Consider the following 13,715-nt stretch of genomic DNA (forward strand, 5'->3'; position numbering starts at 1 on the left):
TGATCGCCCACAAGCTGCGCACGACCCAGAACGCGGACAACATCGTGGTGATGGACTCGGGGCGCGTGGTGGACCAGGGCCGCCATGCGGAGCTCCTGGAGCGCGGCGGGCTGTACGCGCGGCTCTGGACGCTGCAGAACGAGTCCGTGGGCTGGAGCCTGACCGGGGACTGAACGATTCCGCAGCGGGGCGGAGGGGTTGTCTTCACGCTCAATAACACCCCCCAGCCCCTTCGGGGCAGCCCCCCTTGCAGGGGGGCTGAAAAACGTGCTTCCTTAGCTGGGCTGGAGGGGTTGCTTCTTGCGCCCAATACCCCTCTAACCCTCCTTTGCCGGGAGGGCGTTCTAATCGATAAGCTCGGAAGCTGTGCGCTCTGAGCCAATCTGGCCCGTGAAGGTCGTTTGTCAAAGCAATGATGGGCTTGGGGCGTGAAGTTCAACGGCCACTGCGTTCTCACTCATCTGCCCGTCTAAAACCGGATTAAAAGGTGGCCTCCCCATAGTGGGAGGCCGCCTTTATCGCAGACCCCGTGGCCCTCTTGTGCTAGGGGTTGAAATTACGTTTTTTCTGCTTCTCGTACATCTCCTGGGCCTCGGCGCGGGCACTTTCGATGTCCGCCACAGGGATCTTGGGGGCCGAATTCCAAATCAAACCCTTGCCCTCGATGTCGTTCAACTTGCCCTGTGCATCTTCGTGTCCATTCAGATAGGCAAGGTAGTACCACTTATAAGCTGTCTTAAGGTCTTTCCAGGTGTTCATAAGAAGGTTGCCCATCTGGAGCTGAGAATACTTGTTTCCCTGGTCTGCGGCTTTGCGGTACCACTCCGCGGCCGCTAAGTCGCTTTGAGGAACGCCTTTACCGTCACGGTATAAATCGCCTAGGTTGTCCTGAGCCCAGTGGTATCCCTGATCTGCGGCTTTGCGGTACCACTCGGCGGCCTTTTCGTAGCTCTGGACGACGCCCTCGCCGCTGTTATAAATTGCCCAAATGATTCTGAGCCTCGGGCGATCCCTAGTCTGTCGCCTTGCGGCCCCACCACCACTCAACGTCCTTGCCTTCGTAGTATAAAACGTGCAGCTTGCTCTGAGCCATGGGGTGTCCCTGCTCGGCGGCCTTGCGGTACCACTCCGCGGCCTTTCTGTAGTCCTGCTCAACGCCCTCGCCCATGTCGTATAAAAAGCCCAACGCATTCTGAGCATCGGGCAACCCCTGATCGGCGGCCTTGCGATACCACTCCGCGGCTTTTCTGTAGTCCCGCAAGGAATTATAAATGGCGCCCACACAGCTCTGAGCGTAGGTGTCGCCCTGCTCTGCGGGTTTCGTGAACAGGCTCAGGGCCTTCTGCAGGTCTTGCTCGACGCCCCAACCCATTCGATATAAATCTCCCAGGAAAACTTGCGCGGCGACGCTTCCGTTCTCACTGCAATGTTCCGCTAGAGGAAGGAGCTCTCTGAAGGCCTCACCATATTCTTCCAGTAGGACGTTACGCTGATCTTTCCATTGATAGACCTTGGCATACTCCTTAGGAGCCTGCGCACGCCTCTCTTCAATCAGGCACAGGGCATGGAATACCGCCGGGTTTTTGGAGTTTTTGCTCAGGCGCTCCAGGACCTCGGCCGCCTTTTCCTCGCGCCCCTCGAAATAGTCGGCCAGGGCGGCCGCGGCCTCCTTGTCCTGTGTGGCGGCGACGAGCTCATCCCGATTCATGGCCTGAACGGGTGCAGTGTCCGATGACGTTTCCTTCCTTTCTGTCAGGGAGAACAGCTCTGCTGGTAGGATCGAGGCCCAGTCGGAGCGTCCCTGCCACATTGCGTTCAGCACGGGGCCGCTGATCTCCGTTTCGTAGCCAAAATCGACATTGCGTTCGATGCACTCTGCCGCTCTGGCCTTCTCGCCCAAGGCGAAGTACGCGGCGCCCACAAAGAGATTGTCCGCCCAATCCTCGCGAGGCGTATGCTCCCTGGCGATATCGAGCTCTCTCAGGACCTCTCCCGTAGGCGCTCGATTTTCCAGCCGGTCGCGCACACGCTGCTTGGCGACCTCCAGCCTGTAGGGATCTTGCTTCAGCACCGGACGCCATACCGCGTCGAATTGCTCAAAGCACCGCCGGCCTGCCTCGGCATCTCCGGCGTCCAATGCGGCCCTGCCGCGGAAAAACCAATAGGGGGGATAGACGCGGAAATCTGGCTCCAGGGCCTGCAGCATCCGCAGGCGTTTCCCCGGTTCGGGTTCCTGAACGGCCTTGTAGAACGTATCCATGTTCTTCTGGATCAGTCGGTATTCATCCGGCAGCCCATACTGACGCAACAGGTGCCATGACGAGTCCAGCAGCCTCTCCTGCAGGTTGTTGCACTCCTCCACGTCCTCCTCTTTTTCAGCCGCCAGAGCTCGTCGTCCAGTCCCTCCTGCAGCTCGTTCTTCGCGTCCTGGTAGCCGAAGTAGACCGAAGTGCAGGACACCGCAAGGTTGCCCAGGAAGCTCAGAATTCCCCCTCCGTAGGCGCGGATGCCGGTGAGTGAGCGGACGAGCTGGTCCTTCTCCCTTTGGTCGTAGCGGTTCAGAAATCGCTCTGATTCCTCCTGGCGCAGCGTTTTGAGGATGACGAAACTCAGCAGTTCCCTGTAAAGAGAGGTGATGTCAAAATCGGCCTCGATGCTGCCCAGTCTCAGGTTGTTGATGATGTTCTGATACTCCTGATCCAGGACGATGCGGTCCTGTGTCGTGACGATCCTGTGTATGGACACGATAGCCATGTTCAGAGCCAGCATCGTGTGCAGCGGGTCGTAATTGCTCCTGTGCCCGCGCCGTCCCGGCGGGGAGCATCCCGCACAACAGCACAACGGCCAGCAGCGAAGCGACAAACCTTTTACTCTTTTTCTCCATCGGTCTTCATTGTTTTGAAATGGTAAGGGTCAGATTTTTGCCTTTCAGTTCTCCTTCAAAACGGTTGTTCAGTATCCGGGGCAGGAAACGCCCCGCCGCGCTACGCAGAAACTCCGCCCTGCGGGACTGTGTGTGGCTGCTTGCATCGCGAAGGGCGGCCTTTAGCTCATACCGAATTTTTTCTGAATCCTCTTTGGCTTCCTCCAGCCTCATCCCGTCCAGAAGAGGCCCAAATCCGTTTTGGTCCCAGTCCCTTTGGAGCGTTTCCAGGGAGAAGGCCGGCGGCGAGGGCAACCGCTCGTAATTTCTGATAAGCACAGTGTTATAAAGGGGGATGACCACAGCTTTGTCATACCCCCTTCGTGTGGGGATACCCAGGTCACCCGTGACGATACGGAGTACCCCTCTGGTTGCGTTCCCGCTGCCGTTTCCAAAGGGCGGACAAGAACGAGTCGGTCTGCTCCTTTTACCAACCCTTAGCCTCACGGGGGTTCATCCGTTGTTTGTTGACGTGTCGTTCCAGGCTTTTTTGATTTGCTCCTCCAGAGGGCCGGATATCCTTGCCCGGAACTGCCCCAGGCCGCCGTGCTCAGCAGAAGCACCAGGACAACGCCCATAGCGCGGCAGCTCCACAGCGCCTTACCCTTCATGACGTCACCTCCGCGGAGCAATAACCAAATTAAAGAGGCTCCTCGCAAGCACAGAGGGCAGAATCAGCCGCATCCCTGGCCAATGAGCCACAGGACAAATAGGATGAAAATCCCCCACCCCCCCAAATTCAGACATAAAATTACTCCTCCGACCAAAATGATGACGGTCACAATGATCGCTATAATATTGACCAGCGTATCTAAGAGGAAGCCTCCAAAGCCGACAATAAGGGCACCTATGAGGAGCACAACTTCGATCGCAATCAATATGGTGATGAAACGGGCGGCAAGCGCCGTGACCCGGGTGGCGAACGCCTTCAGGAATTCCCAACGAGCCTTTCTTCGGTAAACTTGTTCCTCCTGCTTCCGTAAAGCCCTCTCAGACTCCTCGCGCTCCTTTTTCTCTTTCTCTCGTTTGATTCGTTCCTCTTCCCGCTGTTTTTCCAGATCCTGTTTTTCACCATAGGGAGTCAGATTGCCGCAGTAGGCGCAAAATCGATCATTGGGGTTTAGCTTTGCTCCGCAGCTCCTGCAATTCATGGCGTTCTGTTTCACTCCCTCAGATAACCCCAGCTTGTGTTTTATGGCTCCATATCAATATTCTGCCCCTTTAAGACCTGTTATTACAAGATAATAGTCGATGTTCGCAAGGATGTCTATAGCACGGATTTCACCCAAATCCACAGGTTACGACGGCCTTATCGGGGCTCAAGCCCGTCGTCGCCGGAGCAGAGAGAGCGACGCGGGAGAAGCGGTACCCAATCGACTGCCTCCCCTGATGAAGCTCCTAAGTTCGGCTACGCGAATCAAAGATTTGCCGCCTCACTTATGAAAGGGGAGGCGTCGCTTTGATGCCCGCCCCCTCCGGCCCCGCCGTTTTTCAAAAAACCGGCCATGAGCTATAATTCTCTAAAAGCACTCACATGACGCCCCCTCTGCCAGGGCTGCCAGGGCGGATCTCGACCGTGAGGAGGAAATGCTATGGCCTTTACCATCCACGTGCTGAACCAGGACAAGTACATCACCAGCGAGACGCCGGTGACGGGGCACAACGTGCTGGCGGACCTCGACTCCGCCGAGAAGGGGAGAGTTATCGCCTGGCGCGTGAACAACTACACCCGGCCGCTGGGCTGGGTCATCGACGACGACGCGAAGGTGGAGTTCATCCTGACCACGTCGCCCGACGGGCTGCGCATCTATCAGCGCTCCCTGGACTTCCTGCTGGTCATCGCCTGCGAGAAGACGCTGAACCGCAAGGCCATCCTGCGCCACTCCATCGGGGAGGGGCACTACTGGGAGCTGGAGGACGGCCCCGTGACGCAGTCCGACGTCTACAAGCTGCACGCCGCCATGAGCGAGATGGTCCACGAGGACCTGCCCATCACGCGCAAGATCCTGCCCATCGACAAGGCAAAACGCATCTTTCAGGAGCAGGGAGAGCCTGAGATCGCGGACCTCTTCGTGCGGGCCAACCTGGACCCGGTGGAGGCCTACCGCTGCAGCTCGCGCTACGGCTACTTCTGCGGGACCATGGCCCCCTCCACGGGGCTCCTGCGCACCTTCGACCTCCTGCTGTTCGACCGTGGGCTGGTGCTTCAGTTCCCCACCGTCGATACGCCGGAGGGTGTTCCCCCCTTCCAGGCGGACGCCTCGCTGGCCAGCATCTTCTTCGACTACGCCCACTGGCTTGAGGTGATGAACCTCAACTACCTCACGAGCCTGCACCGCTGCGTGGCGGAGGGGAAGGTGCAGGAGCTGATCCTCATCGCGGAGGCCTTTCACTCCCAGCGCCTGGGCAGCATCGCTAAGGACATCGCCTCGAAGCCCGTGAAGGCGATCACCATCGCGGGGCCGTCGGGGTCCGGCAAGACGACGTTCTCCGAGCGGCTGAAGGTGCAGCTCATGGTCTGCGGCAAGAACCCCGTGACGCTGCCCCTGGACAACTTCTTCAAGGAGCGGGAGGACTCCCCCCGCGACGAGAAGGGGGAGTACGACTACGAGAGGCTGGAGGCGCTGGACCTGGAGATGCTCCAGGAGAACCTGACGCGCATCCTGGCGGGCGAGGAGGTCGTCACGCCGCGCTACAATTTCATCACCGGACACAAGGAACCCGGAAAGGTCATCCGGCTGGGGGAGGCGGACGTGCTCATCATGGAGGGCATCCACGGGCTGAATGACCGCATCCTGGCCATGCTGCCGGAGAAGAGCCGTTACGGCATCTTCGTTTCCCCCCTGACGAGCATCTGCATCGACCCGCACAACCGCGCCAGCACGGGCGACAACCGCCTGCTGCGGCGCATCATCCGCGACTACCGCACGCGGGGCAAGTCCGCGCAGGTGACCCTTGAGGTGTACCCCAAGGTCATCCGCGGCTCCATGCGTTACATCTTCCCCTACCAGAGCCGGGCAAACGCGACCTTCAACTCCGCGATGCCCTACGAGCTGGGCGTCCTGAAGAGCTACGTCGAGCCCCTGTTGCACACGGTGGACGAGCGCTCTCCCGTCTTCAGCGAGGCGCTGCGCCTCCTGAACATCCTGCGCTTCGTCCCCGCCATCCAAAACGAGGGCATCCCCAACAACTCCGTCATCCGCGAGTTCATTGGAGGCAGTTGCCTTGACGTATGACAAAAACCTGCGTCCCCGGACGCCCTGCGCTCCGGCCCGCATTTTGGAGGCTATAACACGATGAACGCCCTGCTAGCAGTCGCCAGGGGCAGCCAGCCTGCGGACCTCGTGATCCGGGGGGCCCGCGTCGCGAACGTCTTTACCATGGAGTACGAGGAGGTCGACGTCGCCGTCTGCGGGGACCGAATCGCGGGCGTCGGCAGGGGCTACGAGGGGCACCGCGTCCTGGACGCGGAGGGGGCCGTCCTGGTCCCCGGCCTGATCGACGGGCACGTCCACATCGAAAGCAGCCTGATGGCGCCGGCGGCCTTCGCGGACGCCGTGGTGGTCCACGGGACGACCACCGTCATGGCGGACCCCCACGAGATAGCGAACGCCCTGGGGCTTCCCGGCGTCCGCTACATGTACCTGGCGAGCCGCGGACTGGCCGTGGACGTCTTCCTGGGCGCGCCCTCCTGCGTCCCCGCATCCGGATTTGAAACGCCCAGAGATGAGCTGGACATGATGGCCGTTCGGGAGATGCTTCAGGAGGGGTGGTGCACCCACCTGGGAGAGGTGATGAACTACCCCGCGCTCATCGAGGGGGACCCGGACGTGTGGGGCAAGGTGGCGGCGGCGGGCGACGTCGTCCTGACGGGCCACGCTCCGGGCGTTTTTGGAAAGGACCTGAACGCCTACCTCACGTCGGGCGTTTCGTCGGACCACGAGTGCGTGGGCCTTGAGGAGGCGCGAGAGAAGCTGCGGCGCGGCATGTGGGTGATGATGCGCGAGGGCGCCTCCTTCCCCAACCTGCGGGCGCTCCTCCCCCTGCTGAAGGAGAACCCGCTCCTGGCCGCGCGCTGCATGGTCGTGACGGACGACGCCACGGCGCGCTACATCCGGGACACGGGGCACATGGACGCCAAGCTGCGCATCATGATCGAGGAGGGTGTAGACCCCCTCGTGGCCCTCCGCATGACGACGCTCTCGCCGGCGGACTACTTCCGCCTGTGGGACCGGGGGGGCATCGCGCCCGGACGCCGGGCGGACCTCGTGCTGGTCGATGACCTGGCGAGCTTCAACGTGAAGCATGTCTGGAAGGACGGGCGCGCCGTCGTCCAGGACGGCGTCGCGGTCAAGGGTGCGCAGGCGCGCTCCATCCCCCTGCCCCACGCGGCGCAGACGATGCCCCTCACCGAGGAGCAGCTTCGCGTCCCCGCCGAGGGTGAAACGATGAACGTCATCGAGATGAGGCCGGGCGAGATCATCACCGGATCGCGGCGGATGCCCCCGCTCGTGTCGGAGGGGAACGCCGTCCCCGACCCGTCCCGCGACCTCGCCAAGATCGTCGTGATGGAGCGCCACCACGGCACGGGACGCTTTGCCGTCGGCTTCGTCACGGGATTCGGGATGCAGCGCGGCGCCATCGCCTCGTCCGTGGCCCACGACGCGCACAACTTCGTGGCCGCCGGCATGGACGACCGGTCCATCGTCACGGCGCTGGGGCGCCTGTGCGAAACGGGCGGCGGCCTGGTCCTCGCGGAGGGAGAGGCCGTGCGCGGCAGCCTTCCTCTGCCCATCGGCGGCCTGATGACCTACCTGGACGCCAAGGGCGTCGCCCGCGCTCTGGAGGACCTGGAGTGGGAGGCGGAGCAGCTGGGCCTGCAGCTGCCCCACCCGTTCATGGCCCTGTCCTTCCTGTGCCTCTCCGTCATCCCCAACCTCCGCATCACGGATCAGGGGTACGTCGATATCGTGAGGGGCGGACTTCAGCCCCTCTTTTCCAAGGGCGACTAAGCTCCACAGCAGGGGTGCGCGGCCGCCGTTCCAAACTTATCTCTTATAAGGGGTGTCTTGATCATGATGTCGTTTCTGGATCGCACGTTCCACGTCAGGGAAGCGGGGAGCTCCGTCCGCACGGAGTTTCTGGCCGGCCTGACCACCTTCGTCACCATGTCCTACATCGTCTTCGTCAACCCGGCCATTCTGAGCAAGACGGGCATGGACTTCGACGCGCTGGCAGTGGTCACCTGCCTCAGCTCGGCGCTCGCCACGTTCCTGATGGCCGTGCTGGCCAACTACCCCATCGGGCTGGCGCCGGGCATGGGGCTCAACGCCTTCTTCACCTACACCGTCGTGCTGGGAATGCAGATCAACGGGGCTCCCGTCACCTGGCAGATGGCCCTGGCTGCCGTGTTCATCGAGGGCGCGATCTTCATCCTGCTGACGCTGACCCGCGTCCGCGAGATGGTGGTCAACACCATCCCCAAGGCGCTCAAGATCGGCATTTCGGCGGGCATCGGCTTCTTCATCGCCTTCATCGGGATGCAGAGCGTCGGCATCGTCGTCCACAACGACGCGACCCTCATCGCCCTGGGAGAGATCGGCGAAAACGTCCCGGCGCTCCTTGCCATCGTCGGGCTGCTCCTGATGGCCGTGCTCACCGCCCACCGCGTCCCCGGCTCCCTCCTGATCGGCATCCTGGCCGTCACCGTCCTTGCTGCCGCCTTCGGGATCACGACGCTGCCCGAAACGTTCGTTTCGACGCCGCCCTCCATCGCGCCGCTGTTCTGGAAGATGGACTTCTCCCTCGTCCGCGAGCCGGACTTCTGGGTCGTGGTGTTCACCTTCTTCTTCGTGGACTTCTTCGACACCGTGGGGACGCTGGTGGGCGTCTGCAGCCGCAGCGGGCTGCTGGACGAGGAGGGCCGACTGCCCAGGGCGAAGGGTGCCCTCATGGCCGACGCGATCGGCACCGTCGCCGGCGCGATCCTGGGGACCTCCACCGTCACCTCCTACGTCGAGAGCTCCAGCGGGGTGGCCCAGGGAGGGCGAACGGGCCTTAGCTCCGTCGTTACCGCCGTCCTCTTCATCGCCGCCATCTTCTTCACGCCCATCGTGGGCATCGTTCCGGGCTGCGCCACGGCCCCCGCTCTGATCCTGGTGGGCGTCTACATGATGATGAGCCTCCGGGACCTGGATTACAGCGAGTGGACGGACATCTTCCCCGCGATCCTGGGCTTCACGATGATGCCCCTGACCTACAGCATCGCGACGGGCATCGAGTTCGGCGTCGTCTCCTACGTGCTCGTCAAGAGCTTGTCTGGCAAGTTCCGCGACGTGAGCGGCCTCATGACCTTTTTGGCCATCCTCTTCACCCTGAAGGAGCTCCTCTCCTGAGCCGGCCCGTGGCGTTTCGGCCCCGACATCCTCAACTCCCCCGCAAGGGGGAGTTTTTTTGACGGCGCCCAGAGCGCGGCCCCTTGCCCTTCCCTGCGCTTTCATGGATAATAGACGCCAGGTATCGTCGGACCTCCATCGGCGCTCAAGAGCGCGCTTTCGCCGGTGGAGAAACTTTTTTCGTCAGAGAATGGGAGATCGTCCGTGCAGTTTTTCGTGGAGATGAAGAGAGATAGGGCGGCCGCCGGATTTTCGACGTTCGACGAATTTTTGGCTCGGACGGCGAACGAGGACCGCCAATTTTTGACCGTGGAGGAGCTTCCCCTCTTTGCCCCCACGGCCTGCGGCATGGCCAACGGCGCCGGAGGCTGGGTCGTCCTAGGGGCGGAGTGGCTTGAGGAGGAGGGCCGCGCCGCGCCGCGGGGGCTCCGAAGCCCCGACGCGCTGCGCGACCAACTCGCGGCCGACTGCGGGAACGGCCGGACCTTCAGCGCGACGCTCTCCGTCACCTTCCACGTGCTGCAAGACCCGGCGCTGATCCTGCTGGCCCGCGTCCTGCCGGCCGAGTGGCACGAGCGTCCCGTGTGCGTCGGGCAGGACTATGTCCGCGGGACCTGGCGCCGCACGGAGGGCGTGGGCTTCCTGTCGGGCGTCGGAGCGCGCTTCCGCCTGGGACTGGATGCCCTCGAAAGGCTGAAGGACGACCGCCCCGTCCGCGGCATGAGCCTCGACGACCTTCACGAGGAGAGCGTTGCCTCCTTCCGCTCCGCGGTGGTCCAGCGCCGGCCGGAGTGGTCGGAACTGCCCCTTGAGGCGTTCCTGGCCCGCGCGCAGGTCCTCTCAGGCGGCGCCGTCACCCAGGCGGGGAACCTCATGCTGGGCCGCAGGGCCACGCGCGTCCGGGCGGAGGTCCGCAAGGGCAACGCCGAGAGCGAGGCCCTGGAGGTGCGCAACCTCTGGAAGGCGTACTCCGACCTGATGCCCCGCCTCACCCGCAGCCTCTCCCCGGCCTGCGCCGCAGCCTTCCGCGAGTGCTTCATCAACGCGCTTCTGCACGCGGACTACGACGCCGGGGACGTGACGGTGCTTTTAAGGGGCGGACCGGCCGCCGCCCGCTTCAAAAACCCCGGCCTGATGCGGACGCAGCACCGGGGCGAGAGCGCCTGCCGCAACTTCCGATTGATGAAAGTCTTTCAACTGCTGGGAGCCGCCCGGGGCGACGGGCGCGGATTGTCCCTCATCCGCCGCTATCAGCCCGACTTCGCGCTGCAGCAGGACGCGCTGGAGCTGACCACCACGGCGGTCCTGAACCTGGAGCCCATGGCCGCCCTTCAGGGGACGCCTCCTGCGGCGCGTCCCTCGGCACAGCGCCGGAAGGAGGCCGCCCAACGCCCCTCCCAGCCCGACGGCCAGAGATCGCAGCGAGAGGCGCTGTCGCAGGAGGCAGCGCCCGCAGAGGCCGAGCCGACGCCGTTCTTGCTGGCGCCCACGGCACCGGCTGAGGCGCCGGCGTCCGTCGAGGAGGCCGTTGCGTCGAGGGCTGTCGAGGAATCGGCCCCATCAGGGTCCGTTGAGAACGCCCCAACGGGGCACGCTGGGAAAGTCCCAACGGGACAGGGAGTTGAAGCGGAGAGAGCTGCAGAAGATGCTCCGGCGGCGTCCGAGCCCCGACGGCAGACCTCGTTCGGCAGCGCCGCGGACGAGTTGGAGCGGGCCATCGCGGAGATGCGCGGCAGGCCGTAGGCCCGACGCTCGCAGGACGAGGCGGGCGGGGCATCGAGCTGAGGTATGGGAGCGGCCCATCGCGGGCGGGGAGGACTTAACATGGCAAAGCCGATCATTGGAATTCTGGGCAACATCCTGGTTACGACGTCTTCCACCTCTGGGAGCGTCATGCGCCGCAGCTTTACGAACGACACCTGCGTCCGCTCCGTGGCGAACAACGGCGGCGTCCCCGTCATCCTGCCCTTCGTCAGCGACCTGAGCCTGATGGACCCCCTTCTTGAGGCGTGCGACGGGCTGCTGTTCCCCGGCGGGGACGACGTGGACCCCGCCTACTATGGGGAGGCCCCGCACGAGAAGCTGGGGGAGGTCGATCGCGCCCTCGACGAATGTTGGTTTCACGCCGCGCGATACGCTATGGAACGGCAGGTTCCCATGCTCGGCATCTGCCGGGGGGCCCAGCTTTTGAACGTCGCCTGCGGCGGCAGCCTGTACCAGGACATCGGCGAGCGGGGGGAGGACCACCTGACGCACGTTCAGACGGAGAAGCGCCACGTCGTCACCCAGACGGCGCGCGTCGTTCCGGGCACCCGGCTGGCCCGACTTCTGGGGCAGGAGGCCGTGCCGGTGAACAGCCTGCACCACCAGTCCGTCAAGGCGCTGGGAAAGGGCCTGATCGTTTCCGCTCAGGCGGAGGATGGAATCGTGGAGGCCATCGAGAGCGCCGACGGGTTGATCGTCGCCACCCAATGGCACCCGGAGGACCTGATCGACTCCGTCCCCGTGATGAACGCTCTGTTTCAGGACCTGACAGCCCGTGTCGCGGCCCGAAGGGGGGACTGACGGCCCGTGAGCGCCAGCGAACGGCAGCCGGAAGGCTCCCCGAAGGGGGGACTGACGATCTCGCCGGCTTTGAAAATGAAAAGGGTTGGAGCCCAAATCCGCAGGTTGTGATGGCCTGATCGGGGAGCAAGCCCATCGTTGCACGGGTTAAGCTGACTCTGGCCTTGCGCCCGTCCGGTGCGACGGAAAACGCGCAAAATCTGTCCCAACTTCACGTTAAAAATTTTGCCTGTGTTTTTGGCTGGAGGCTTGTATCGAGGAGGGATAACGCGATGAAGGACAACCTCTCCGAGAAGGTCCCCCGCCCCTGGGTGCCGTTCCGCGAGTTCATCGGAAACAACCCCTACCTGGGGTTCTTCAGGACGAACAACCTGACCGTGATCGTGAGCCGCAGGCCGGTCTGTATGCTGCCCAACAGCTACCGGCACGAGAGCGTGCAGTTCTTCATCGCCCTCTCCCCGGTTCGGGGCGGGACGCGGGATGGACACCCCATCTTCGTCCCAGCCGGCTCCATCTACCCCGTCAACGGCAGTCAGTCCCACGCGGTGACCGAGCCGATCCCCAACGTTTCCTTCATCAGCCTCTACTTCCGCTATGCCTTCTTCCAAAAGATGTGCCGTACCCTGCGCGGCAGTCCCGACACGGTTTTCAAGAACGACCTGATCCCCTACGACACCGAGCTCAAGGCCCTGATGCACACATTCTTCGTCGAGTACGGAGGGGGCAGAAGAGGTAGCCCCGGCATCGGTTCCGGAGTGACGGTTGACTGCATCGTCACGCAGCTTGCCGTCTGCCTCATCCGCAGGCTCCATTTCACCGCGGCGGCCACGAAACAGCGCGTCCCAGGTGACGCAGAGCTGGCCCGGGCCGTTGACCACCTGAGCGAACACAGCGCCCCCTGCCCCCTCTCGGAGGTTTCCCAAATCGTTCATGTCAACAAGTTTACCGCCCTGCGCAAGTTTCGAGATCACACGGGCATGACGCCCCGTCAGTTTCAGATGGTGATCCGCATCCACCGCGCGATGGATATCCTGAAGGACCCCCGATGCACCATCGCCGAAGTGGGGGAGCTCTGCGGATTTCCTAACCCCAGCCACTTCGCGCGTGTGTTCCGCCAGAAAACCGGGCTCTCCCCCACCGAATACCGCCAAAAATCCCTCGATGAAGCCTCCCGGACCTCCAGGGTTTCCTCCTAAAAAGTCAATAACGGAACAGGAAAGGGCCAATAACGGAACAGCCTTTTCCAAGGCAACGTGATATCCTGACAGTAGGGGCTTGTACAGGGAGGGAACGTTCCGGGAGTTCCGCGAACATCTTTCGGTAGGAGAGGGAATCGGAAAGCGGGCGGAGGGGGCTCAGACATGTTCGCCATCCGTAGCGCGGTTGAGGCGCGCCGAAAGCTCAAAGAGGAAAGGAAGTGTTGTTCGTCATGACAAAGCGTTTGAGGCAGTTCAAGGTCGTGTCGGTGCTGTTTGTGTTGGCTCTGGCCGCCATCACGTTTGAGGGTAAGCCGGCTTCGGCTGCTATCCCTAAGGACATCTACTTCTTCATCGAATACACGGCTTCGACGTTGGAGTCGGGAGATGTAAGCACCGAAGGGGGTACCGACCTCACGGTGAAGGGCTTTTCCGAGATGTTCCTCGGCGCGTCGGTCGATGTGGTGGGAACGCGCCAAGAGGGCGTCTTCGCCCTCAAGTGGCCCAACGAGATACAGAAAGATTCCTCTGCCGGTCTCGACTACCAGGTGGGGGTTCCCAACCACGAGGGAGCCTTCGGGTTCTCGGCCGGGACGAAACCGGGCGATACGGGAAAGCTTGTGCTGAAACTGGAGC

12 protein-coding genes are annotated in these 13,715 nt (G+C 62.8%); 7 read left to right on the forward strand and 5 right to left on the reverse strand.

Going from position 1 to position 13,715, the window contains the following annotated elements:
- Positions 1-543: 543 nt before the first annotated feature.
- From Q0629_RS06845 to Q0629_RS06865, 5 genes are all read right to left on the reverse strand, one after another.
- The gene (locus tag Q0629_RS06845; protein WP_298780583.1) at positions 544-1,047 is read right to left on the reverse strand and encodes a tetratricopeptide repeat protein; all 504 of its coding nucleotides are present in this window, start codon (positions 1,045-1,047) and stop codon (positions 544-546) included.
- Entirely contained in the window at positions 1,013-2,362 is a 1,350-nt protein-coding gene (locus tag Q0629_RS06850) for a tetratricopeptide repeat protein (RefSeq protein ID WP_298780585.1), read from the reverse strand. Before Q0629_RS06850 ends, Q0629_RS06845 begins: the two co-directional genes overlap by 35 nt.
- Positions 2,272-2,862: a hypothetical protein gene (locus Q0629_RS06855; RefSeq protein ID WP_298780587.1), complete on the reverse strand. Its 591-nt coding sequence runs from the start codon at positions 2,860-2,862 to the stop codon at positions 2,272-2,274. The genes Q0629_RS06850 and Q0629_RS06855 overlap by 91 nt, the downstream gene beginning before the upstream one ends.
- 28 nt (positions 2,863-2,890) lie before the next feature.
- Positions 2,891-3,226, reverse strand: coding sequence for a hypothetical protein (locus tag Q0629_RS06860; protein WP_298780589.1), 336 nt, complete (start codon positions 3,224-3,226; stop codon positions 2,891-2,893).
- 371 nt (positions 3,227-3,597) lie between these two features.
- On the reverse strand, positions 3,598-4,089 hold the full coding sequence (locus Q0629_RS06865) for a zinc ribbon domain-containing protein (protein WP_298780591.1): 492 nt from the start codon (positions 4,087-4,089) through the stop codon (positions 3,598-3,600).
- Between the two features lie 426 nt (positions 4,090-4,515).
- On the opposite strand from Q0629_RS06865, the gene Q0629_RS06870 reads away from it, so the two are divergent.
- The 7 genes from Q0629_RS06870 to Q0629_RS06900 all read left to right on the forward strand — a co-directional run.
- Positions 4,516-6,159, forward strand: coding sequence for a nucleoside kinase (locus tag Q0629_RS06870; RefSeq protein WP_298780593.1), 1,644 nt, complete (start codon positions 4,516-4,518; stop codon positions 6,157-6,159).
- Between the two features lie 60 nt (positions 6,160-6,219).
- Positions 6,220-7,935 carry an adenine deaminase gene (gene ade, locus Q0629_RS06875; RefSeq protein ID WP_298780595.1) on the forward strand — a complete coding sequence of 572 codons (1,716 nt, stop codon included), beginning with the start codon at positions 6,220-6,222 and terminating at the stop codon, positions 7,933-7,935.
- Between the two features lie 63 nt (positions 7,936-7,998).
- Complete coding sequence (locus tag Q0629_RS06880) at positions 7,999-9,318, forward strand: NCS2 family permease (RefSeq protein ID WP_298780597.1); 1,320 nt, start codon at positions 7,999-8,001, stop codon at positions 9,316-9,318.
- 222 nt (positions 9,319-9,540) lie between these two features.
- Positions 9,541-11,061 (forward strand): hypothetical protein, encoded by a 1,521-nt coding sequence (locus Q0629_RS06885; RefSeq protein ID WP_298780599.1) that lies wholly within the window; start codon positions 9,541-9,543, stop codon positions 11,059-11,061.
- An 81-nt stretch (positions 11,062-11,142) separates the two neighbouring features.
- On the forward strand, positions 11,143-11,883 hold the full coding sequence (locus Q0629_RS06890; RefSeq protein ID WP_298780602.1) for a gamma-glutamyl-gamma-aminobutyrate hydrolase family protein: 741 nt from the start codon (positions 11,143-11,145) through the stop codon (positions 11,881-11,883).
- 272 nt (positions 11,884-12,155) lie between these two features.
- The gene (locus Q0629_RS06895; protein WP_298780604.1) at positions 12,156-13,079 is read left to right on the forward strand and encodes an AraC family transcriptional regulator; all 924 of its coding nucleotides are present in this window, start codon (positions 12,156-12,158) and stop codon (positions 13,077-13,079) included.
- A 245-nt stretch (positions 13,080-13,324) separates the two neighbouring features.
- Positions 13,325-13,715, forward strand: a 391-nt coding sequence (locus tag Q0629_RS06900; RefSeq protein ID WP_298780607.1) for a hypothetical protein, incomplete at its 3' end; no start/stop codon positions are given.

Origin of the sequence: uncultured Fretibacterium sp., assembly GCF_938030725.1 — a bacterium.
In the GTDB taxonomy this organism is placed as follows: Bacteria; Synergistota; Synergistia; order Synergistales; family Aminobacteriaceae; genus Fretibacterium.